The organism is Leclercia sp. M-A074-M, assembly GCF_965195605.1.
Classification (GTDB): domain Bacteria; phylum Pseudomonadota; class Gammaproteobacteria; order Enterobacterales; family Enterobacteriaceae; genus Enterobacter.
The window spans coordinates 421,989-443,222 of record NZ_CBDAHM010000002.1 but is presented as its reverse complement, the minus strand read 5'-3'; the positions used below and the strand labels follow the sequence as shown (position 1 = coordinate 443,222).

22 protein-coding genes and 1 other annotated feature are annotated in these 21,234 nt (G+C 56.1%); of the genes, 6 read left to right on the top strand and 16 right to left on the bottom strand.

Features of this window, described 5'->3' with window-relative positions; genetic code table 11:
• Positions 1 to 4: 4 nt before the first annotated feature.
• Complete coding sequence (locus tag ACOKCT_RS05795; RefSeq protein ID WP_159340005.1) at positions 5 to 1,141, top strand: ABC transporter substrate-binding protein; 1,137 nt, start codon at positions 5 to 7, stop codon at positions 1,139 to 1,141.
• 27 nt (positions 1,142 to 1,168) lie between these two features.
• On the opposite strand, the gene ACOKCT_RS05790 is transcribed toward ACOKCT_RS05795, so the two are convergent.
• The 3 genes from ACOKCT_RS05790 to tal form a co-directional block, all read right to left on the bottom strand.
• A complete protein-coding gene (locus ACOKCT_RS05790; protein WP_156653895.1) occupies positions 1,169 to 2,458 on the bottom strand; it encodes an MFS transporter in 1,290 nt (429 codons plus the stop codon).
• Positions 2,459 to 2,581: 123 nt separating this feature from the next.
• On the bottom strand, positions 2,582 to 3,169 hold the full coding sequence (gene mog / locus ACOKCT_RS05785; RefSeq protein WP_103178202.1) for a molybdopterin adenylyltransferase: 588 nt from the start codon (positions 3,167 to 3,169) through the stop codon (positions 2,582 to 2,584).
• Between the two features lie 111 nt (positions 3,170 to 3,280).
• Complete coding sequence (gene tal / locus ACOKCT_RS05780) at positions 3,281 to 4,234, bottom strand: transaldolase (RefSeq protein WP_103178201.1); 954 nt, start codon at positions 4,232 to 4,234, stop codon at positions 3,281 to 3,283.
• 261 nt (positions 4,235 to 4,495) lie between these two features.
• Between tal and ACOKCT_RS05775 the strand changes: the two genes are divergently transcribed.
• Positions 4,496 to 5,926 (top strand): alanine/glycine:cation symporter family protein, encoded by a 1,431-nt coding sequence (locus tag ACOKCT_RS05775; protein ID WP_103178200.1) that lies wholly within the window; start codon positions 4,496 to 4,498, stop codon positions 5,924 to 5,926.
• Between the two features lie 66 nt (positions 5,927 to 5,992).
• Positions 5,993 to 6,766, top strand: coding sequence for a peroxide stress protein YaaA (gene yaaA / locus ACOKCT_RS05770; RefSeq protein WP_103178199.1), 774 nt, complete (start codon positions 5,993 to 5,995; stop codon positions 6,764 to 6,766).
• Between the two features lie 30 nt (positions 6,767 to 6,796).
• Here the strand turns inward: yaaA and ACOKCT_RS05765 are convergent, their stop codons facing one another.
• The 7 genes from ACOKCT_RS05765 to yjjY form a co-directional block, all read right to left on the bottom strand.
• Positions 6,797 to 7,084, bottom strand: coding sequence for a DUF2502 domain-containing protein (locus ACOKCT_RS05765; protein WP_103178198.1), 288 nt, complete (start codon positions 7,082 to 7,084; stop codon positions 6,797 to 6,799).
• A 291-nt stretch (positions 7,085 to 7,375) separates the two neighbouring features.
• Positions 7,376 to 8,662, bottom strand: coding sequence for a threonine synthase (gene thrC, locus ACOKCT_RS05760; protein ID WP_420193262.1), 1,287 nt, complete (start codon positions 8,660 to 8,662; stop codon positions 7,376 to 7,378).
• 3 nt (positions 8,663 to 8,665) lie between these two features.
• The gene (thrB, locus tag ACOKCT_RS05755; RefSeq protein ID WP_103178196.1) at positions 8,666 to 9,595 is read right to left on the bottom strand and encodes a homoserine kinase; all 930 of its coding nucleotides are present in this window, start codon (positions 9,593 to 9,595) and stop codon (positions 8,666 to 8,668) included.
• Between the two features lies 1 nt (position 9,596).
• Positions 9,597 to 12,059, bottom strand: coding sequence for a bifunctional aspartate kinase/homoserine dehydrogenase I (gene thrA / locus ACOKCT_RS05750; protein WP_156653894.1), 2,463 nt, complete (start codon positions 12,057 to 12,059; stop codon positions 9,597 to 9,599).
• Between the two features lie 25 nt (positions 12,060 to 12,084).
• Positions 12,085 to 12,203 (bottom strand) — a sequence feature (Thr leader region).
• Positions 12,142 to 12,210, bottom strand: coding sequence for a thr operon leader peptide (gene thrL, locus ACOKCT_RS05745; protein ID WP_103181027.1), 69 nt, complete (start codon positions 12,208 to 12,210; stop codon positions 12,142 to 12,144). It overlaps the preceding feature by 62 nt.
• Before the next feature lie 212 nt (positions 12,211 to 12,422).
• Positions 12,423 to 13,109, bottom strand: a complete 687-nt coding sequence (locus ACOKCT_RS05740; protein WP_103178194.1) for a tRNA/rRNA methyltransferase — start codon at positions 13,107 to 13,109, stop codon at positions 12,423 to 12,425.
• Positions 13,110 to 13,508: 399 nt separating this feature from the next.
• A complete protein-coding gene (yjjY, locus tag ACOKCT_RS05735) occupies positions 13,509 to 13,649 on the bottom strand; it encodes a protein YjjY (protein WP_001541509.1) in 141 nt (46 codons plus the stop codon).
• Positions 13,650 to 13,744: 95 nt separating this feature from the next.
• Here yjjY and arcA point away from each other — a divergent pair, with 95 nt between their 5' ends.
• On the top strand, positions 13,745 to 14,461 hold the full coding sequence (gene arcA, locus ACOKCT_RS05730) for a two-component system response regulator ArcA (protein WP_039030451.1): 717 nt from the start codon (positions 13,745 to 13,747) through the stop codon (positions 14,459 to 14,461).
• A gap of 45 nt (positions 14,462 to 14,506) precedes the next feature.
• Here the strand turns inward: arcA and creD are convergent, their stop codons facing one another.
• From creD to creA, 4 genes are read right to left on the bottom strand one after another with little or no spacing between them, the layout of a single operon-like run.
• Positions 14,507 to 15,856: a cell envelope integrity protein CreD gene (creD, locus tag ACOKCT_RS05725; protein ID WP_103178193.1), complete on the bottom strand. Its 1,350-nt coding sequence runs from the start codon at positions 15,854 to 15,856 to the stop codon at positions 14,507 to 14,509.
• A 58-nt stretch (positions 15,857 to 15,914) separates the two neighbouring features.
• On the bottom strand, positions 15,915 to 17,339 hold the full coding sequence (gene creC, locus ACOKCT_RS05720; protein WP_103178192.1) for a two-component system sensor histidine kinase CreC: 1,425 nt from the start codon (positions 17,337 to 17,339) through the stop codon (positions 15,915 to 15,917).
• Complete coding sequence (gene creB / locus ACOKCT_RS05715; protein WP_420193261.1) at positions 17,339 to 18,028, bottom strand: two-component system response regulator CreB; 690 nt, start codon at positions 18,026 to 18,028, stop codon at positions 17,339 to 17,341. The genes creC and creB overlap by 1 nt, the downstream gene beginning before the upstream one ends.
• Before the next feature lie 14 nt (positions 18,029 to 18,042).
• The gene (creA, locus tag ACOKCT_RS05710) at positions 18,043 to 18,513 is read right to left on the bottom strand and encodes a protein CreA (protein WP_103178190.1); all 471 of its coding nucleotides are present in this window, start codon (positions 18,511 to 18,513) and stop codon (positions 18,043 to 18,045) included.
• Between the two features lie 212 nt (positions 18,514 to 18,725).
• On the opposite strand from creA, the gene robA reads away from it, so the two are divergent.
• Complete coding sequence (gene robA, locus ACOKCT_RS05705; RefSeq protein ID WP_103178189.1) at positions 18,726 to 19,595, top strand: MDR efflux pump AcrAB transcriptional activator RobA; 870 nt, start codon at positions 18,726 to 18,728, stop codon at positions 19,593 to 19,595.
• Here the strand turns inward: robA and gpmB are convergent.
• Entirely contained in the window at positions 19,592 to 20,239 is a 648-nt protein-coding gene (gene gpmB / locus ACOKCT_RS05700) for a 2,3-diphosphoglycerate-dependent phosphoglycerate mutase GpmB (protein WP_103178188.1), read from the bottom strand. The genes robA and gpmB overlap by 4 nt on opposite strands.
• A gap of 49 nt (positions 20,240 to 20,288) precedes the next feature.
• Between gpmB and yjjX the strand changes: the two genes are divergently transcribed.
• Entirely contained in the window at positions 20,289 to 20,804 is a 516-nt protein-coding gene (gene yjjX / locus ACOKCT_RS05695; protein ID WP_159340007.1) for an inosine/xanthosine triphosphatase, read from the top strand.
• A gap of 60 nt (positions 20,805 to 20,864) precedes the next feature.
• Here yjjX and trpR read toward each other — a convergent pair whose 3' ends face one another.
• The gene (gene trpR / locus ACOKCT_RS05690; protein WP_103178187.1) at positions 20,865 to 21,191 is read right to left on the bottom strand and encodes a trp operon repressor; all 327 of its coding nucleotides are present in this window, start codon (positions 21,189 to 21,191) and stop codon (positions 20,865 to 20,867) included.
• Positions 21,192 to 21,234: the final 43 nt, after the last annotated feature.

The following is a 21,234-nucleotide window of genomic DNA, read 5'->3' as shown; positions in this document are numbered from 1 at the left end:
CAGGATGCTAAAAAAACTCATCGCAGCCGCCGGGGGGCTGGTCCTCTTCATTACCCCGCTTATCGCCCAGGCGCAAAGCTGGCCCGTGACGGTCAAGGATATGGATAACCGCACGGTGACGGTGGAACACGAACCGCAGCGCATCATTTTGCAGGACGGGCGGGACATCTTCGCGCTGGCGCTGTTGGTGCGCGAGAACCCGTTCGCCAGGGTGGTGGCGTGGAACAATCTGCCGAAAAAGCAGGATACCGAAACCTGGAACGTGCTGAAGCGGAAATGGCCAGAAGCGGAGAAGATCCTCGACATGAAGTTTTCCGACCAGGGCAATGTCGATCTCGAAACGGTGCTCTCCCGCCAGCCGGACCTGATGATCGCCCAGCTTCGCGCTAAACCGTCGCTGGTGCAATCTGGCGTACTGACGAAGCTCGAGGCCCTGCACATTCCGGTCCTCTTCGTGGATTACGAGCTGCATCCGGTAAAGAATACCCTGCCGAGTATCGCCCTGTTGGGCCAGGTGCTGGGTCAGACCGAACGCGCGCAAGCCTACATCGATTTCTATCAACAGCGTCTGGATAAAATCCACCAGCGTCTGGCGACCGTCAGCAAAAAACCGCTGGTCTTTATCGAACCGATCGCCGGTGTTGGCGGGCTGGATAATGGCTGCTGTTTTACCCATGCGCGTAACGGCTGGGGGGGACTGGTTGAAGCGGCGGGTGGCACCAACATAGGCTCACAGCTGCTGCCTGGGGCGAGCGGGAATGTTTCGGTGGAAAAAATCATCTCCCTCAACCCGGACTACTACCTGATGACCGGCTCTAAGCGTCCGGGCAAAGGCTCGGCCATTATCCCGTTTGGCTATAACGTCCCGGCAGAGAAGGTCACCGCAGCGTTCAATGCGCTTGTGGCGCGTCAGGGGGTTGCCGCTATTCCGGCGGTGGCGCAGGGTCATACCGGGGCGCTGTATCACCACTTCTATAACAACCCATACAACATCGTCGCCATCGAGGCGTTGAGTAAAATTTTCTATCCAGCACTCTTTAACGACATGGATCCACAGGCGGATTACCACGCGATTATCGCTGACTTCACCCATATCCCGGATGAGAACATCATCCTGAGCTACACCCCTTCGCACTCATAAAAATGCCGGGCCCAGCCCGGCATTTTGCTATCCCGCGAGGACCGGTACTTCTACCGGTTTCTGGCGCAGCCAGATCCCCAGCGCCAGTCCCATCAACGAGAGCGCCAGCACATACCAGGCGGGCGCCATCGGCGATATCCCCATCAGCAGGGTTACGGCAACCGGCGTCAGGCCGCCGAAGATGGCGTACGAGACGTTATAGGAGAACGAAATACCGGTGAAGCGCACCTCAGGCGGGAAGGCGCGGACCATCACATACGGCACCGCCCCAACCACACCTACGCAAAGCCCCACGGTGCCATACAGCAGGAACAGCTGTTCAGGATGGCTACCCGCAAGATGGTAAAACGCCCAGCTCGACCCGGCCAGCAGCAGGCTGCCAATAATAAAGGTCAGGCTGGAGCCGATACGATCCACCGCCAGCCCGGCAATCAGGCAACCAAAGCACAGCATGATGGTGGCGATGCTGTTAGCCTGCAGCGTCACCGCCGGCGCAAAGCCATACTGTTTTTGCAGCCAGACCGGCGACATCAAAATCACCACCACGATACCCGCCGAGAGCAGCCAGGTGAGCAGCATTGACACCACCACCGCCTTTCTGTGCCGCACCACCACCGCTTTCACCGGCAGCTCCTGCGCCAGCGTCTTACGCTGCTGCATCTCAAGGAATACCGGTGTCTCCTGCAGCCAGCGGCGCAGATACATGGCGACCAGACCAAACGCGCCGCCCAGCAGGAATGGAATACGCCAGCCCCAGTCGTGTACCGCCTGTTGGGTCATGCTGGTATTCACCAGCGTCGCCACCACCGAGCCCAGCAGAATGCCGACGGTCAGTCCTGCGGTCAGTGTGCCGCAGGCAATGCCGATCCGCCGGGCCGGAACATGTTCCGCCACAAATACCCATGCCCCTGGTACTTCACCGCCGATCGCCGCCCCCTGCAGAATACGCATCAGCAGCAGCAGGACCGGCGCGAGAATGCCCATGGAGGCATAGGTAGGCAGCAGGCCAATCGCCAGGGTAGGTACCGCCATCAGCAGGATGCTGAGGGTGAACATCTTCTTGCGCCCGACCAGATCGCCGAAGTGGGCCATCACGATGCCGCCCAGCGGGCGCGCCAGATAACCGGCGGCAAAAATGCCAAAGGTCTGAACCTGACGCAGCCATTCGGGAATATCAGCCGGGAAGAACAGCTCCCCGACGACAGCGGCGAAGAAGACGAAAATGATGAAGTCATAAAACTCCAGCGCGCCGCCGAGTGCGGCAAGCGTGAGGGTTTTATAATCCTGTCGATTGAGGGGCCGGTTGTAATGTGACATAGCGAACCATTCTGGGCTGAATTGTTGAGTAATATTTACAGCTATCGTAAAGAAAAAATTACTATACCGTAAATCAATCAGCACGCTACTGCCGTTACAGCTTATGTCACATTCTGGTTAATTTCAGGATATTGTTTCACGTCTCGCGCTTTTAGGACGAAAAGCTGCTACTACCTGCGGATCGGTTTCGACGTAAGGTCCTTCCAGAAGCTGTACACAATACGGTACACTTGCAAAGATTCCCGCCACCACCACTTTGCCGTCAGCCTCTTTAACGCCTTCCAGCGTCTCTTTAATCGACTTTGGCTGGCCCGGTAAATTGAGAATCAGAGCCTGCTTGCGGATCACACCGACCTGGCGTGACAGGATGGCCGTTGGCACAAAGTGTAGGCTGATCTGGCGCATCTGTTCGCCAAAGCCCGGCATTTCACGGTCGGCGACGGCAAGCGTTGCGTCCGGGGTCACATCGCGTCGTGCCGGACCGGTACCGCCGGTTGTCAGCACCAGGTGACAGCTCATTTCATCCACCAGTTCACACAGGGTTTGCTCAATCACGGCCTGCTCGTCGGGGATCAGACGGGTTTGTACTTCAAACGGCGTAGTCAGGGCAGACGCCAGCCAGGCTTCCAGCGCGGGGATGCCTTTATCTTCATAGACACCGCTGGAGGCGCGATCTGAGACGGAAACTAAGCCAATGCGTAAGGTATTCATATCCATTCCATTCAAACAATACAGATTGAGGGGAATGATACACGCAGGAAGGCGATTCAGACAGGGTATGAGAAAGGTAGCGTGACCGGGAGCCCGGTCACGCTGGAATGATTACAGCAGGTCGCCGATCATTTTTTCCAGTTTTTCCTGGTCGATGGCAAACTTACGGATACCGTCCGCCAGTTTGTCTACCGCCATTGGATCCTGGTTGTGCTGCCACAGGAACTCAGATTCAGTGATGCGCTCTGGACGGGCTTTCACTTCACCGCTGAAGCTCAGCTTACGCTCGATTGCGCCTTCGCTTTCTGCCAGCTCTTTCAGCAGCGCAGGGGCGATGGTCAGACGGTCACAGCCAGCCAGTTCCAGGATCTCGCCCACGTTACGGAAGCTTGCGCCCATCACCACGGTTTCATAACCGTGCTGTTTGTAGTACTCGTAGATCTCGGTAACGGAAACCACACCCGGATCTTCCGCTGCCGCGTACTCTTTCTTATCGGTGTTGGCTTTGTACCAGTCCAGAATACGGCCCACGAATGGCGAGATCAGGTAGACACCCGCTTCTGCACACGCACGCGCCTGCGCGAAGGAGAACAGCAGAGTCAGGTTACAGTTGATGCCCTCTTTTTCCAGCTGCTCTGCAGCGCGAATGCCCTGCCAGGTGGAAGCCAGTTTGATCAGGATACGGTCGTTGCTGATACCCGCATCGTTGTACAGCTTGATCAGGCGTTTGGCTTTCGCGATGGACGCTTCGGTGTCGTAAGAGAGACGCGCATCCACTTCAGTGGAGATGCGGCCCGGAACCAGTTTCAGGATCTCCAGACCGATGTTCACTGCCAGTTTGTCGGTAGCATCCACTACCTGCTGTGCGCGATCGCTGCTCTGGCTTTTCGCCCAGGCAACGGCATCGTCGATCAGTTTACGGTATTCAGGGATCTGTGCAGCGTTAAGGATCAGAGAAGGGTTCGTTGTGGCATCCTGCGGCTGGTACAACTTCATTGCCGCGATATCTCCGGTGTCAGCGACAACAGTCGTGAACTGACGAAGGGAGGTTAATTTATCCGTCATGATAGTGTTTCTCTTTAACTTGCCCTGGATAATTCGCGTTACCAGCAAGATGCCAGAAACGGAAAAATGACAGGTTTACTTGTTAGGGGGATGTAACCGGTCTGCCCTGATGATAACACGACGGAAGGTCAGCGCAACCGCAGACAATGCGCTGAAAGATACTGTGATAAACTCAGCAAATTAACAGATTACCCATTCACTGTTTGTTCAATCGCTCGAAGCGATTACCTATGCACTTTGGCATCAACACGAGGGACGTTAGTGCCTGATTATCTGTCGTTTATTAATGAAATTCTGTGGGGTTCGGTGATGATATACCTGCTTTTTGCGGCAGGTCTTTGGTTCACTGTTCGCAGCGGGTTTATTCAATTTAGCTCCCTTCCTCAACTGCGCATTAATCTGAAAAATAGCCTGAGCCCCCAGCCGGGAGGCTTAACCTCATTCCAGGCGCTCTGTACCAGCCTGGCGGCCCGGCTCGGTAGCGGTAACCTGGCCGGAGTCGCGCTGGCCATCTCCGCTGGCGGCCCGGGGGCGATATTCTGGATGTGGATGACCGCCATTATCGGCATGGCGACCTCCTTCGCAGAGTGCTCGCTGGCGCAGCTTTATAAGGAAGCGGATAAACAGGGGCAATTTCGCGGTGGCCCGGCCTGGTACATGGCCCGGGGCCTCGGCATGCGCTGGATGGGCGTGCTCTTTTCACTCTTTTTGCTCGTCGCCTACGGTCTTATTTTTAACACCGTCGAGGCCCACTCGGTGGCCCATGCGCTGCGCTTCGCCTTCGACTGCCCGGAAATCATCACCGGCGGCATGCTGGCCGCGTTCACGCTGCTGGCGATCGTCACCGGCATCAAAGGCGTCGCCCGGCTGATGCAGTGGATGGTGCCGACGATGGCGCTGCTGTGGGTCATGAGCAGCCTGGTCATTTGCGTCTGGCATGCCGGACAGTTACCCGCCGTCTTCAGCCTGATCGTCAAAAGCGCCTTTGGCTGGCGCGAAGCGGCCGCCGGGGCGCTGGGCTACACCCTGAGCCAGGCCCTGACGGCAGGTTTCCAGCGCGGCATGTTTTCCAACGAAGCGGGCATGGGTTCAACCCCGAATGCCGCCGCAGCCGCCGCCTCCTGTCCCCCTCACCCGGCCTCTCAGGGACTGGTGCAGATGATCGGCGTCTTCGTCGATACCATCATTATCGGTACCGCCAGCGCCATGATTGTGCTGCTGGCAGGGCCTATGGATCTGCCAGCAGATACCGCAGGCATACAGCTGCTGCAACAGGCCCTGATAAACCTGACCGGGGGCTGGGGAGCGGGATTCGTCGGGTTTATCCTCATCCTGTTCGCGTTCAGCTCCATCGTGGTGAATTACATCTATGCCGAAAATAACCTGATCTTTCTGCATCCCGATGCCCGGCGATCGCGCTGGGTATTACGGGGCGGCGTTGTGCTGATGGTGCTGCTCGGATCGCTGTTAAGCCTGCCGACGGTCTGGCAGCTGGCGGATATCATCATGGCCCTGATGGCCATCGCCAACCTGACGGCTATCCTGCTGCTCTCCCCGGTGGTGACCCTGATTGCCCGGGACTATCTGCGTCAGCGCAAGCTGGGTGTCCAGCCGGTCTTTGATGTCTCGCGTTATCCCGAGATTGAAGCACAGCTCGCCCCCGGCGCCTGGGATGATTTGCCGCGTCAATAACAGCCATCGATCACCCAGGGCGTTTTTTTTGCTAAAGTCGCACTCATTCTTCTGCAAGGACTGGATATGCTGATTCTGATTTCACCTGCCAAAACGCTCGACTACCAGAGCCCGCTTGCCACCGAGCGCTATACCCAGCCGGAACTGCTGGATCACTCGCAACAGCTGATCCGCGAGGCGCGTAAGCTTTCGGCTCCGCAAATTGCGACCCTGATGAGCATCAGCGACAAGCTGGCGGATCTGAATGCCACCCGTTTTCACGACTGGCAGCCCGATTTCACCCCATTCAACGCGCGTCAGGCGATTCTGGCCTTTAAAGGCGATGTTTATACCGGCCTGCAGGCAGAAACCTTTAGCGAAGCGGATTTTGATTTTGCCCAGCAGCATTTGCGCATGCTCTCCGGCCTGTACGGGGTGTTGCGCCCGCTGGATCTGATGCAGCCTTACCGCCTGGAGATGGGGATCCGCCTGGAAAACGCGAGAGGGAAAGATCTCTATCAGTTCTGGGGAGAGACCATCACCGACACGCTGAACGCGGCGCTGGCGGCCCAGGGTGATAACGTTATCATTAACCTGGCATCAGATGAGTACTACAAAGCGGTCAAACCGAAAAAGCTGAACGCGGAGATCGTCAAGCCGGTCTTCCTGGACGAGAAGAATGGCAAATTCAAAGTGATCAGCTTCTACGCCAAAAAAGCCCGCGGGTTGATGAGCCGCTACATCATTGAAAACCGTCTGACCCAGCCAGAGCAGCTGAAAGCATTCGACAGCGAAGGCTATTTCTTTGATGAGGAAGCGTCAGGGAAAGGTGAGCTGGTGTTTAAGCGTCACGAGCAGTAATCACCTTCCCCGCCGCCCGGCGGGGAAATCTTAGTGATGCTTCCAGCCCGGTCCCGGACGGTGGTCATCATGGCGATCGTGATGGCGATTATCGTGATGCTCGCCATGCGGATGCCAGCGGTTATCCCGCCACTCGTAGTGAGATTTCCACCAGTCATGGTCGCGCCAGTGACCGCCATCCCAGTAGTGTCCACGATTATCCCGATCGCCAATTTGCAGTTTGACCGCCGGTACCAGAGTGATTTCAGAGGCCTGAGCCGCCATCGGAGCCACCAGCATCAGAGAAAGCGCGATCAGCACAGGTTTCAGTTTCGACATAGGTTACTCCTTATTCATCCTGCCCGTTGTGGGCCGATGTAAGGAGATTACGTGAGGGATAGGCAGGATGTTATTCTCTGCAATCCTATTCTGTAAGTATCCGCATTTATTGGGAATTTCTACTTTTTCCCTGCTATTTCTCTCCTTAATTTCTCCATAAAAAAGCCGGGTAACGCAGAGGCGTCCCCGGCTGGATTGTGCGGCCTGATGCCCGGCGGCGCTGTGCCTGGCGGGCCTACAATTCGAGCTCGTGTAGGCCGGGTAAGCGAAGCGCCACCCGGCAACAAACAATCACCCGCGCGTCATCATCAACTTACGCAGCGCCGCAAAATCGGCCGGCAGGTTGTGCGACAGCAGCGGCAGATCGGCACGTTCGGCCAGCTCTTTCGGCAGCGGCAGGGAATCGCCCAGGATCGCGTCCACGCTCTCTTTGAACTTCGCCGGGTGCGCGGTGCCGAGGAACAGGCCGTACTCGCCCGGGTTCAGCTGATCGCGCAGGGCGCGATACGCCACCGCGGCATGCGGTTCAGAGACGTAGCCCAGCTGCTTCAGCTCACGCATTGTCTCTTTGGTGGTTTCGTCAGTCACCGCAGCGTAGCCCAGCTCATTCAGACGCCAGATTTTACGGCGGAACAGCTCCTCCACACGCGGCCAGTTATTAGGCTGTGACACATCCATCGCGTTAGACAGGGTGGCCTGCGTCGCATTTGGCGTCCACTTGCCCTCTTTCAGGAAGCGGGGAACGGTGTCGTTGGCGTTGGTGGCCGCGATAAAGCGTTTCACCGGCAGGCCCAGAGACTTCGCCAGCAGGCCGGCTGTCAGATCGCCAAAGTTGCCGCTCGGCACCGAGATCACCAGCTGATTACGCGCTTCCTGCGGCAGTTGCGCCACCGCTTCGAAGTAATAGCAGATCTGCGCCAGCAGGCGGCTGATGTTGATGGAGTTGGCGGAGTTCAGACCCAATGCCACTTTCAGCTCTTCATCATCGAAGGCCTGCTTAACCAGCGCCTGACAGGCATCGAAATCCCCGTCGATAGCGACGGTTTCAATGTTGCCGCCGAGCGTACAGAAGAGTTTTTCCTGCAGCGGGCTGATTTTACCCTGCGGGTAGAGGATCACGACGCGGACGTTTTTCAGGCCGTAGAAGGCATGCGCGACCGCCGCCCCGGTATCGCCAGAGGTAGCCGTCAGGATGGTTACTGGCTTATCGCCGCTGATGTGAGTCAGCATCTGCGCCATAAAGCGGCCGCCAAAATCTTTAAACGCCAGCGTCGGACCGTGGAACAGCTCAAGGCAGCCGACATCCGGCTCGACCTGGCTTACCGGTGCCGGGAAGGCAAAGGCCGCACGAACGCGCTCTTCGAGCAGCTCTGGTGGGATCTCGTCGCCGATAAACGCCGAGAGAATTTTGGTGCTGCGGGTGACGAAATCCTGCTTCAGCATCTCGTCAATTTTGGTCAAACCGAATTCCGGCAGATCGTGCGGGAAGAACAGCCCCTGGTTTTTGCCCAGCCCCTGCGTTACTGCCTGTGCAAAGCTTACCTGCTCGTTATGATCTTTAAGATTGTAGAGTTTCATCGTTTATCCCAGTACTCGTGCGCCCGCCGTATCCAGACGGCAAATATGAACAAAGCCTTCCTGATTTTGCAGGTAATTTTTCTCCAGCCAACCTGCCACCCGCTCAGCCGTATCCGGTTTGTCGCACAGCGCAAACAGGGTCGGTCCGGAACCGGAGATGCCGCAGGCCAGTGCGCCAATATCCAGTGCGGCACTGCGTGCCTCGTCAAAGCCAGGCAGCAGTTTAGTGCGGTACGGCTCGGCAATAACATCTTTCATCAGTTTTGCTGCAAGCCCTGGCTGACGGGTATAGCAGGCATGAATAAAGCCTGCCAGATGACGGCCATGGGCGATGCAGTCCTGACGGCGATACTGCGCCGGCAGAATAGCGCGCGCTTCCGCGGTCGACACTTTGATGCCCGGATAGGCCAGCACCCATAGCCACTCATCAAAGCCTGGCACCTGCTGGCTGATAATGCCGTTCTCTTCGATCATCAACTGCATGCCGCCCAGGAAACAGGGGGCGACATTATCATAATGAATGCTGCCGGAGATGCGTCCTTCCAGCTCGCCCATCAGGGCCAGCAGGCGGGTGTTATTCAGCGGCTTGCCGCAATGTTCGTTCATCGCCACCAGCGCAGCGACGACGGAACAGGCGCTGGAACCCAGCCCGGAGCCAATCGGCATGCTTTTTTCCAGCGTCATGGCGACCGGGACGTTTTTACCGATCTCCTGACAAAAACGCTCCCAGCACTGATAGACAATATTTTCGCGCGGTTCGCTCGGCAGCTTGCTGGCGAAACGCCCGACGTTGTTCAGACTGAAGCTATCCGCCGCTTCTACCGTAACCGTATCACCCAGCAATGCGCCATTCACTGGCGTCACCGCCGCACCCAGCACATCAAACCCGACGCTCATATTGGCGCTGGAAGCCGGGGCATAAACTTTGACCATATTAAACTCCTAACTTCCATGACAGGGTACGCAGCAGGTCGGCAAATACGCCCGCCGCCGTCACATCATTTCCCGCGCCATAGCCGCGCAGGACCAACGGCAGAGGCTGATAATAGTGGCTGTAAAACGCGAGGGCGTTTTCGCCGTTTTTCACTTTGAAGAGCGGATCGTTACCGTCTACCGCCGCCACTTTGACACGGCAGACGCCATCTTCTTCAATGTTGCCAACATAGCGCAATACCTTGCCTTCATCACGGGCTTTTGCCACCCGGGAGGCGAAAGCGTCATCCAGCTGCGGCAGATTCGCCATAAAGGTGGCGACATCGCCAGCGTGGTCAAAACTCTCCGGCAGCACCGGCTCGATGACGATATCCGACAGCTCCAGCTCACGCCCCGTTTCGCGGGCGAGGATCAGCAGCTTGCGCGCCACATCCATGCCGGAGAGATCGTCACGCGGATCGGGCTCGGTGTAGCCCAGCTCACGCGCCATTTTGGTCGCTTCCGACAGGCTCATGCCTTCGTCCAGCTTGCCAAAGATAAAGGAGAGCGAGCCCGACAGGATGCCGGAGAAACGCTGCAGTTCATCCCCGGCATTGAGCAGGTTTTGCAGGTTTTCGATAACCGGCAGCCCGGCGCCGACGTTGGTGTCGTACAGGAACTTACGGCGGGATTTTGCCGCCGCGTGGCGCATCTGATGGTAGTAATCCATCGACGAGGTGTTGGCCTTTTTATTTGGCGTCACCACGTGGAAGCCTTCACGCAGGAAGTCGGCATACTGATCGGCCACCGCCTGGTGGGAGGTACAGTCGACGATCACCGGGTTCAGCAGATGGTACTCTTTGACCAGGCGGATCAGGCGGCCAAGGTTAAACGGCTCTTTCGCTTCCGCCAGCTCTGCCTGCCAGTTCTCCAGATTCAGTCCGTGGACGTTAGTCAGCAGGGCTTTTGAGTTAGCGATGCCGCAGACGCGCAGATCGATATGCTTTTTCTTCAGCCACTCCTGCTGGCGCTTCAGCTGCTCCAGTAACGCACCGCCGACGCCGCCGACGCCAATCAGGAACACCTCGATCACCTGGTCAGTGTTAAACAGCATCTGGTGGGTGACGCGCACGCCGGTGGTTGCATCATCATTATTCACTACCACGGAGATGGAGCGCTCCGATGAGCCCTGGGCAATGGCGACAATATTGATGTTCGCCCGCGCCAGCGCCGCAAAGAACTTCGCGGAGATACCACGCAGGGTGCGCATACCGTCACCGACTACGGAGATGATCGCCAGATGCTCCTGAATCGCCATCGGCTCCAGCAGCTCCTCTTTCAGCTCAAGATAGAACTCCTCTTCCAGCGCACGGCGGGCGCGCAGGCAGTCCACCTGCGGGACGCAGAAGCTGATGCTGTATTCAGAAGAGGACTGGGTGATTAACACCACCGAGATGCCGTTGCGCGACATGGCCGCAAACACGCGCGCCGCCATGCCAACCATCCCTTTCATGCCTGGCCCGGAGACGCTGAACATCGCCATATTATTGAGGTTGGAGATACCTTTTACCGGCAGACCATCTTCATTGCTGCTGGCGCCAATCAGCGTGCCTGGCGCCTGTGGATTACCGGTGTTTTTAATCAGGCAGGGGATCTGGAACTGGGCGATAGGGGCGATAGTACGCGGGTGAAGCACTTTGGCCCCGAAGTAGGAGAGCTCCATCGCCTCCTGATAAGACATCGACTTCAGCAGGCGGGCATCGGGCACCTGGCGCGGGTCGCAGGTATAGACGCCGTCGACGTCAGTCCAGATCTCACAACAGTCGGCCCGCAGGCAGGCGGCCAGCACGGCAGCGGAATAGTCGGAGCCGTTACGGCCCAGCACCACCAGCTCCCCTTTTTCATTCCCGGCGGTGAAGCCCGCCATCAGGATCATATGGTCGGCAGGAATCTTGCCTGCCGCAATGCGTCGGGTAGATTCGGCGATATCTACAGTTGATTCGAGGTAATGGCCAACAGCGAGCAGTTTTTCGACGGGATCGATCACCGTGACGTTATGACCACGGGCTTCCAGCAGACCCGCCATAATGGCGATAGAGAGTTTTTCGCCGCGGCAGATCAGTGCCGCGTTGATGCTGTCCGGGCACTGCCCCAACAGGCTGATACCATGCAGAACGTGTTTAATCTGAGCGAACTCTTGCTCAACGAAGGCTTTCAGCTGGGCGTGAGGAAAGCCAGGCTGTGCATCCGCCAGGCCCTGTAGCAGGTTGGCAAAGATCTGTTCAGCGTCGCTGATGTTCACCAGTGCATCCTGACCCCCGATGGTTTTTTCAATCATCGCCACCAGGTGATTGGTAATTTTAGCCGGGGCAGAGAGAACCGTCGCCACCTGCCCCTGCCTGGCATTGCTCTCCAGGATGTCGGCAACACGCAGAAATCGTTCTGCATTTGCCACTGATGTACCGCCGAACTTCAACACTCGCATGGTTGTTACCTCGTGATCTTTAGCCGAAAAAAAAGCCCGCACTGTTCAGGTGCGGGCTTTTTTCTTTTCTTTCCTGTACGCGTCAGCCCGCACCGTTACCTGTGGTAATGATGATGGTGGTGGTAATGGTGGTGATGCTGATGCGTTTCATGGATGTTGTGTACTCTGTCATTATTATCTGTCTGTGCTGTCTGACCCTATTGGTTAAAGCATACGTGCCGGTAAGTCAACGAATTTCTAATTTGATCACATTTTCCGGCCCTTTCACGTATCTCTGCCTGAGTTTTTATTTCCGTCCGGATCGGACCGTGCGCAGTACGCTTTTTGGCGCATTCAACCATAACAAAAAAGTATGACAGAATTTTACTCTGCCAGTTTTTTTTCGATATCGTGCAGTAATCGGTGCAACATTGCCGTGTCTCGCTGACCTAACAGACCTAACCGCTGCTGTAGCCACTCCGCCATTTTTTGATCGTCGGCGACATTCAGCGAGGTCAGCAGGCGTTCGGTACGCGCACGCAGAGCAGAAAGCTGGTTTTCATCCACCTCAGCCGGAGGTGGAGCAGGATTTTGCATCAAGGATGCTAATTGATAGCAGTACACCATCACGGCCTGACCTAAATTTAGCGACGGATAATCTGCCACCATCGGCACGCCGGTCAGCACGTCTGCGAGTGCCAGTTCCTCGTTCGTCAGGCCGGAATCTTCCCGGCCAAAAACCAGCGCCATGTTGGGCAGCCACTGGCTTTTTTCTGCCAGTAACGGCACCAGTTCAGCGGGCGTGGCGTAGTAATGAAACTTAGATCGGCTGCGTGCGGTGGTAGCGACGGTATAAGAGATATCGTGCAGCGCGTCGGCCAGCGTTTCGTAAGTCGTTAAATTATCTAAGATATCTCCAGATCCATGGGCAACCCAACGCGCCGCAGGTTCGTTGTGCGCGTCGCTGGCAACGATTCGTAAATCGGTAAACCCCATGGTCTTCATTGCCCGTGCGGCGGCACCGATATTTTCTGCTCTTGCTGGGGATACCAGTACGATAGACAAATGCATTTATGCTCTCTTTTTAGGCAGTTAGCCGATAAAAATGTGATACACATCATCATATTACGCATCACGAATTTACAAATTCGTAACAGAAATCACTGAAATAGCATTTCACTACAAATTAAAAATACTAAACTATTTCGTGAATGAACTTTAAGCGATAATGTTAATGAACAATACTTATCCCTATGTTTAATAATGATAATGATTTCTCAGGTTCAATGTTGACATTGGATTCACCTTGTTTATTAATTAACGGTCGCAACTAGTTGGTTTGTTGAAAATTTGTGACAAAGGCTAGCGATCCGCTACGATGATTTCATCAAACTGTTAACGTGCTACAATTGAACTTGATATATGTCAACGAAGCGTAGTTTTATTGGGTGTCTGGTGTCACTTAGCCTGTTATGTTGCTGTTAAAATGGTTAGGATGACAGCCGTTTTTGACACTGTCGGGTCCAGAGGGAAAGTACCCACGACCAAGCTAATGATGTTGTTGACGTTGATGGAAAGTGCATCAAGAACGCAATTACGTACTTTAGTCACGTTACGCCGGTCATGTTAATTTGTGGCATGTATCAGGCAGGTCAGGGACTTTTGTACTTCCTGTTTCGATTTAGTTGGCAATTTAGGTAGCAAACATGCAGACCCCGCACATTCTTATCGTTGAAGACGAGTTGGTAACACGCAACACGTTAAAGAGCATTTTCGAAGCAGAAGGCTACGATGTCTTTGAAGCGACCGATGGCGCAGAGATGCATCAGATCCTTTCTGAAAATGATATCAACCTGGTTATCATGGACATCAACCTGCCGGGTAAAAACGGCCTTCTGCTGGCACGTGAACTGCGTGAACAGGCGAACGTTGCGTTAATGTTCCTGACCGGCCGCGACAACGAAGTTGATAAAATTCTTGGCCTGGAAATCGGCGCGGATGACTATATCACCAAACCGTTTAACCCACGCGAGTTAACCATTCGTGCACGCAATCTGCTGTCCCGCACCATGAACCTGGGCACGGTCAGCGAAGAGCGTCGTAGCGTAGAGAGCTACAAATTCAACGGCTGGGAACTGGATATTAATAGCCGTTCTCTGGTGAGCCCGCAGGGCGACCAGTACAAACTGCCGCGCAGCGAATTCCGCGCCATGCTGCACTTCTGCGAAAACCCGGGCAAGATCCAGTCCCGTGCAGAACTGCTGAAAAAAATGACCGGCCGTGAGCTGAAGCCACACGACCGTACCGTTGACGTGACTATCCGCCGTATTCGTAAACATTTCGAATCCACGCCGGATACACCAGAAATTATCGCCACCATTCATGGTGAAGGCTATCGTTTCTGCGGCGACCTGCAGGAATAATTCTGCACATAAGTCATAAAAAACGGCGCCCTGGCGCCGTTTTTTTTATTTCCATAACCGCATCGTATCTTTATCCGATGACCCGGATGGCGCCGTGCGCTTCGGCTGGGAGAGCGAGTACCAGTCAAAGTGGCGCGTGAGATACATTACCGCGAACAGGGCCAGCACCAGCACCGCAGAGCCCAGCAGCAACGCACTCTCTTCTGAACGCAGCAGGAACCACATCACCACGTCCAGCCCCAGCAGCGCCAGCACAAACAGGCCACTGCGTTTCCAGCTTTTCAGCACTGCCTGCAGATAGACGCCGTTCATTAGCGCCCCTACCAGGCTGGCGATAATCCATGCGGGTGTAAAGCCCACATGCTCAGACAACGCCAGTAGCACCAGATAGAACAGCACCAGCGCCAGTCCCACCAGCAGGTACTGCATCGGGTGCAGCCGCAATCCGGTTAAAGTTTCAAAGACGAAGAAGGCCATAAACGTCAAAGCAATCAGTAAAATGGCGTACTTAATCGCGCGGTCGGTCAGCTGATACTGATCCGCGGGGGTCGCCACCGTGACGCTAAACGCCGGGATCGCACTCCATTCAGGGATCTCGTTGTCGTTGAACCAGCCCGCAAGATTGTTCGCAAACCAGCTACTTTTCCAGTTTGCCTGGAAACCAGACGCGCTAATCTCGTGCTTAACCGGCAGGTAATTGCCCATAAAGCTCGGGTGCGGCCAGTTACTGTTCAGGGTCATTTCGCTGTTACGTCCCACTGGAACCACGGCAAAGCTGCCGGTACCGGCCAGATTGAGCGACATCTCCAGCGAGACGGTTTTTGCCGCCAGCGCGTTGTCGGTCAGTGGGATGTGAATGCCGGATAACGCCCCGTACACCCCGGCGCCAGGCTCGATGCTTAACGTCTCACCATTGATTTTTGAGATGCTCACTGCCCCTATCCCGCGCGCATCCCCGACGCCGACCACGATAAACGGCTTGCCGAGCGTCATCGTCTCACCCTGCAACTCCGCCAGTTTTTCCGTCGTAAACTGCGCCTTAATGTTGAGATCGGTATTCCAGATTTGTCCGTCATAGATGCCGATATTGCGCGTTTGCACGTGCTGATTGCCCTCAACCAGTAGCGTCTCCGGCAGAATGAAGTGCATATAACGCTTCTTATACTCCACCTTTTTCGCCTCTTCCTGTTTGTAATAGATCTCCGTTACCGGAATGGCGATCAGCGGGCCCACCAGCTGCTGCGGGCCGCTGGTACTCTGGCGAAGGGTGTTTTCGACCTCGTTGCGATAGCTCTCACGCTCCGAAATCAGATTGCCCACCAGCATCAGTGGGATGAGTAACAGCAGAATGCACCCTAACAGGGTGCTGACTTTCCAGAACAGGGGGGATTTCATATCAGGTCTCCTTTGTGATGAGGAGAGCCTAACCAGGCTATGTGGGGTCAGTTTGAAGTTATGTGAAGGGACGGTGAAGTATCAGGGTGGCCGTCACGCCGCCGTCAGTCCGGTTTCGCAGATCGATGCTCCCCTGATGCAGACGCGCCACCTCCAGCACAAAGGCCAGCCCCAGCCCGCTACTTTTCAACCCGTTCTCGCGCGGGAGGGAGTAGAAGCGCTCAAAGATTCGCGCCTGCGCATAATCCGGGATGCCGCTTCCGTTATCCGTCACGGTGATGGTGACCTGCCTGAACGCCTGCGTAGCGGCAAGCTGGATCGCCCCACCCGGCGGGGTAAAGTCGATAGCGTTATCCAGTAAATTGCCCAGCGCCTGCTCAAGCAGATCGGCATCGCCCTCCACGCAGCACCCGCTCCTTTGCCAGTTCAGAGTGATGTTTCGGGAGGCGAGCGTCGCCGCGCGCGCATCGGCAAGGCGTGTGAACAGCTCATCAATGCTGACACTGACCGGAACGATCTCGACCCTGTTTTCCAGCCTGGCCTGAGCGAGAAGTTTTTCAACCAGCGACTGCATGCGCGCGTTTTGCGCCAGAATATTATCAATAAACCGCGCCGCCACCTGCGGCGGGGGCTGCTCTGCCAGGATCTCGGCCGCACCGCGGATCGCGGCCAGCGGGCTTTTCAGTTCGTGGGTGAGCGCATGCACATAATTTTCGATATCATTTTTTCCCTCCAGACGAACACGCATGTTCTCCAGCGCCTGCGCCAGTTTGCGCAGTTCACTGCTGCCCGGATCGGGCAACGGCAGCGGGGTATCATTGGTCACCGAGTCGGCATAGCGCGACAGGGTGTTAATCGAGCGGTTGATCCACCAGGCCACCGCCAGACCAATGAGCAACGCAATCCCCAGCAGCGCGCCGCCGGCCCACAGGATCCGTCGCTCGCTGCGCTGGATCACCGGCGCCATCGCGCTATTGGGCTTTCCTACCGACAATACGCCGATAATCTTGCCCCGATCGACCACCGGCGCGGCAACGTACATGACCGTACTCTCCGGATCCTGCGGATCGCTCGGCGTACTGCGGGCGCCATACTCCCCGCGCAGCGTCAGCCAGACGTCATTCCAGCGCGCGTAATCCTTCCCCACGGCCAGGCCGGTGGAATCAAATACCACCCGGCCGCGGGCATCGGTCATGTAGACGTGATATTCGTTACGCACTTTATGAATGCCGCCAATATTGGCGCGAAACGGGCGCTGGTGGAGCCGGGAAAAGGCCTGCGCCAGCTTGCCCTCCTGCGGGTTGCCTGCGAGCAGATCGTCTCGCCCCACTTCCGCCAGCAGCGTCGCGGTGTCAATCAGCGTGCCTTCGGTTGCCCTGCGCACGCCGGGCTTGATCTCCTGAACAAAGATCGACAGCACAAACCACGCGGCGATGGCCACAATCAGGAAGTATCCCAGCAACAGCCGCATGCCTATGCGCATTAATATAATCCCAGGCTATAACCCATGCCGCGGTGGGTGCTGATAGGGGAAAGCTGGTCATTCACGGCCCGCAGTTTGGCGCGCAGGGTTTTAATATGGGTATCCACAGTGCGATCGAAGCTGTCGCCCTCCTCTCCCCAGACTTTATCCATCAATTGCTGGCGGGAATAGACGCGGCCCGGCGCGTTCAGCAGCGTTTTAAGCAGCAGGAACTCGTAGCGTGTCAGGGGTAATGGCTCACCAAACCAGCTGATCCTGGCGGCAGGTTCATTCAGTTCAAACTCGCTGATACGGACAATCTCTGAAGGCGCAGCGGACTTTTGCATGCGCCGTAAAATGGTCCGCACCCGGGCGCATACCTCCCGGGGCGAGAAGGGTTTGGCGACGTAATCATCTGCGCCAATCTCCAGACCGAGCAGCTTGTCCACTTCATCGCTGCGGGCCGTCAGGAACAGCACCGGTAGCGAAGGATGCCGGGCCAGCAGCTGACGGCAGAGCTCAAAACCGCTGATATCCGGCAGCCCCACGTCCAGGATGGCGAGCGCCGGGCTTTGTCGGCGCGCTTCCTCCAGCACCGGAAGGCCACGTTCAAAGGCCTTTACCGCAAATCCCTCCTGCTGGAGCATGTAGATCAGCGTATCGGCGATGCTGATTTCGTCTTCAACCAGCCAGACCACAGGTTGCTGCATGGCGTGTCCCTGAATTAATGCCACGGCATAATGGGCACCGCGCTCAGCGCGTTCTTAGGTGAACCTTCAACGACCTTATCCGAGTAGGCCAGGTAAGCCAGCGCGTTACGTTTCGCATCATAGAAACGCACCACCTGCAGTTTTTTGAACACCAGCGAGGTGCGTTTCTGGAATACTACATCGCCCTGTGCCTTACCGTTTTTGATCTTGTCGCTCAGCTCAACTGGCCCCACCTGCTGACAAGAGATCGCCGCGTCGGAGGTGTCTTCCGCCAGCCCAAGGCCCCCTTTTATCCCGCCCGTTTTTGCCCGGCTGATATAGCAGGTCACGTTCTTTACATCGGGATCGTCAAAAGCTTCGACAACAATTTTATGGTCCGGCCCGAAAACTTTGAATACGGTATCGACAGAGCCAATCTCCTCGGCCTGCACGGCGCGCCCCACTAATAACAGCAGCGTCATAACGATCAATGTCTTGTATTTCATATTGTTACCATATTTGAAGATTGAACTGCGTAATTATTCAACAATGATATAAAAAAAGCAGCAAGATCACAGCATTAGAAAATATCTCCCTGGATAACAAGGAAAATCGCATTTAAGCGCAAAAAAAACACTGAATGCTAAAACATCAAAAAATGCTATTATCCGCTAACCTGTTAGCAGGGTATCTGCTGTTTAAAGGATGAGGATAGTATATGGATCAGGCTGGAATTATTCGCGATCTTCTTACCTGGCTGGAAGGCCATCTGGATCAGCCGTTGTCACTCGATAATGTGTCGGCAAAAGCGGGATATTCTAAGTGGCATTTACAGCGGATGTTTAAGGATGTCACCGGTCATGCCATTGGCGCCTATATCCGCGCACGTCGCCTCTCCAAGTCCGCCGTGGCGCTTCGCCTGACTGCGCGTCCAATTCTGGATATCGCCTTACAGTACCGCTTTGATTCACAGCAGACCTTTACCCGCGCGTTCAAAAAACAGTTCTCGTTGACCCCTGCGCTCTACCGCCGCTCCCCGGACTGGAGTTCATTCGGTATGTGCCCGCCGCTGCGCCTTGGCGAGTTCACCCTGCCTCAGCATGAGTTCGTCACTCTGCCAGAGACGCATCTGGTCGGCACGACGCAAAGCTACTCCTGCTCGCTGGAACAGATCTCCGAATTCCGTCATCAGATGCGGGTTCAGTTCTGGCGTGATTTCCTCAGCCATGCGCCGGCCATTCCGCCGCTGCTGTATGGCCTGAACGAGACGCGTCCAAGCCTGGAAAAAGATGACGAGCAGGAAGTGTTCTATACCACCGCATTAACGCCGGAAATGGCCAATGGCTATATTCAGGGGTCGAAACCGGTCGTGTTGGAAGGCGGCGAATATGTGATGTTCACCTATGAAGGGCTGGGTACCGGCGTGCAGGACTTTATCATGACGGTGTACGGCACCTGTATGCCGATGCTGAACCTGAACCGCAGAAAGGGGCAGGATATTGAGCGTTACTATCCGTCAACGGATGTGAGACCGGAAGAACGCCCAATCGACCTGCGCTGCGAATACCTGATTCCTATCCGCCGTTAACGCTGTAGCTCATCTAACGCAGGGGCATCGAGATGCGAGATATCCCCTGCCATCTCCACAATCCAGCCTGAAGCCAGCCACGGACTTTGCTGATAGTCGATGCGGGAAAGCGAGCAGTTACGCAGACGCAGGCGGCGTTCAGCCCAGGCCGGAAGCCCAAGGATGGTGCTGACCAGACAACCCAACGCCATCCCGTGACTCACCAGCAATGGCCGACTGCCCTCGGGAAGATCCAGACAGGCTGCCAGCGCCGCATGCATCCGCTCGCTCAGCTCCAGCATGGATTCGCCTTGTGGAATTCGGCCATCTTCGCTGCCGTTGACCAGCGTACGACGCCAGGACTCTTCTTCTTCCGTCAGGGTATCGATAAGACGCTGTTCCAGCACCCCCATATCCAGCTCACGCAGGCGGGCATCCACGGTGACATCGCAGCCGCAGGCCTGCGCGATAATCTCCGCTGTGCGTCGCGTGCGACCTAAATCGCTGGCGATGATGTGGGTGATGCCCAATGTTTTGGCACGTTCGCCAACCTGCCAGGCCTGATGTTCGCCCTTGGCAGTGAGTGGACTGTCTGACTGGCCTTGAATACGTCGCTCGGCGTTCCACTGCGTTTCACCGTGGCGAACAAGGTATACCTGTAACATGCTTTTTTTCCGTTATACTGCGATGATATTTTTAGAGTTAGGCTTAATTATGCACCAGGTTGTCTCTGCTACCACTAATCCTGCCAAAATTCAGGCAATTCAAAGGGCATTTGACGAGATCTTCGGCGAAGGATCCTGCCATATTGAATCCCTCAACGTCGAGAGCGGCGTCCCGGAACAGCCAATCGGCAGCGAAGAAACCCGCGCTGGCGCACGGAACCGCGTAGCCAATGCGAAGGCCGCCTGTCCAGATGCGGACTTTTGGGTGGCGATTGAAGCGGGCATTGACGAAGGCGCAACTTTTAGCTGGGTGGTTATCGAGAGCCGGGAGCAGCGCGGCGAAGCCCGTTCCGCTACCCTGCCCCTTCCGGAGATCATCCTGGATAAAGTGCGCGAAGGGGAAGCCCTTGGGCCGGTGATGTCGAAATACACCGGCATTGATGAGATTGGGCGCAAAGAGGGGGCGATTGGGGTCTTTACCGCCGGGGCGCTGACGCGCTCAAGCGTTTACCATCAGGCGGTGATCCTGGCGTTAAGTCCGTTTCATAACGCGATATACAGGTAATTACGCCTTATCCGGCCTACGGTACACACGTCTTGTGTAGGCCTGATAAGCGCAGCGCCATCAGGCGTTTTTCAGCAGCACCTGCTCCAGCCACTGGCGCAATTCAACCGGCGCCGATTTCAGGCTGTTCGATCCGCGGGTGATGGTGGCGATCCCCGCCCCCAGCTCGCTTTTCAGCTCGCGCTGGCTCATCTCACCGCGCAGCAGCTCCTCGATGATCCGCACCCGGGTGCCCAGCGCCTCGCGCTCGTCGGGGGTCAGCATCAGCTGCAGCAGCGGCAGATGCAGATCCTGTTCATAAGACTGACGAAGCAGCTCCACAAAACGAAGCCACTCCTGATGACGTTGCTCGGCCATCGCCGATGAATAAGGGGAATGCTGGGTCATGTTATGCCGCCTTTCGTACTCTTAAACGAGTACAAGCATAACA

Excerpts from the sequence above, each read along its gene's own strand:
- ACOKCT_RS05765 (WP_103178198.1), bottom strand. The coding sequence starts at position 7,084 with ATGTCGAAACTGAAACCTGTGCTGATCGCGCTTTCTCTGATGCTGGTG.
- ACOKCT_RS05790 (WP_156653895.1), bottom strand. The coding sequence starts at position 2,458 with ATGTCACATTACAACCGGCCCCTCAATCGACAGGATTATAAAACCCTC.
- arcA (WP_039030451.1), top strand. The coding sequence starts at position 13,745 with ATGCAGACCCCGCACATTCTTATCGTTGAAGACGAGTTGGTAACACGC.
- trpR (WP_103178187.1), bottom strand. The coding sequence starts at position 21,191 with ATGACCCAGCATTCCCCTTATTCATCGGCGATGGCCGAGCAACGTCAT.
- ACOKCT_RS05795 (WP_159340005.1), top strand. The coding sequence starts at position 5 with ATGCTAAAAAAACTCATCGCAGCCGCCGGGGGGCTGGTCCTCTTCATT.
- tal (WP_103178201.1), bottom strand. The coding sequence starts at position 4,234 with ATGACGGATAAATTAACCTCCCTTCGTCAGTTCACGACTGTTGTCGCT.
- yjjX (WP_159340007.1), top strand. The coding sequence starts at position 20,289 with ATGCACCAGGTTGTCTCTGCTACCACTAATCCTGCCAAAATTCAGGCA.
- thrB (WP_103178196.1), bottom strand. The coding sequence starts at position 9,595 with ATGGTCAAAGTTTATGCCCCGGCTTCCAGCGCCAATATGAGCGTCGGG.
- yaaA (WP_103178199.1), top strand. The coding sequence starts at position 5,993 with ATGCTGATTCTGATTTCACCTGCCAAAACGCTCGACTACCAGAGCCCG.
- thrC (WP_420193262.1), bottom strand. The coding sequence starts at position 8,662 with ATGAAACTCTACAATCTTAAAGATCATAACGAGCAGGTAAGCTTTGCA.
- creB (WP_420193261.1), bottom strand. The coding sequence starts at position 18,028 with ATGCAGCAACCTGTGGTCTGGCTGGTTGAAGACGAAATCAGCATCGCC.
- creC (WP_103178192.1), bottom strand. The coding sequence starts at position 17,339 with ATGCGCATAGGCATGCGGCTGTTGCTGGGATACTTCCTGATTGTGGCC.
- ACOKCT_RS05740 (WP_103178194.1), bottom strand. The coding sequence starts at position 13,109 with ATGCATTTGTCTATCGTACTGGTATCCCCAGCAAGAGCAGAAAATATC.
- creD (WP_103178193.1), bottom strand. The coding sequence starts at position 15,856 with ATGAAATCCCCCCTGTTCTGGAAAGTCAGCACCCTGTTAGGGTGCATT.
- creA (WP_103178190.1), bottom strand. The coding sequence starts at position 18,513 with ATGAAATACAAGACATTGATCGTTATGACGCTGCTGTTATTAGTGGGG.
- gpmB (WP_103178188.1), bottom strand. The coding sequence starts at position 20,239 with ATGTTACAGGTATACCTTGTTCGCCACGGTGAAACGCAGTGGAACGCC.
- thrA (WP_156653894.1), bottom strand. The coding sequence starts at position 12,059 with ATGCGAGTGTTGAAGTTCGGCGGTACATCAGTGGCAAATGCAGAACGA.
- robA (WP_103178189.1), top strand. The coding sequence starts at position 18,726 with ATGGATCAGGCTGGAATTATTCGCGATCTTCTTACCTGGCTGGAAGGC.
- mog (WP_103178202.1), bottom strand. The coding sequence starts at position 3,169 with ATGAATACCTTACGCATTGGCTTAGTTTCCGTCTCAGATCGCGCCTCC.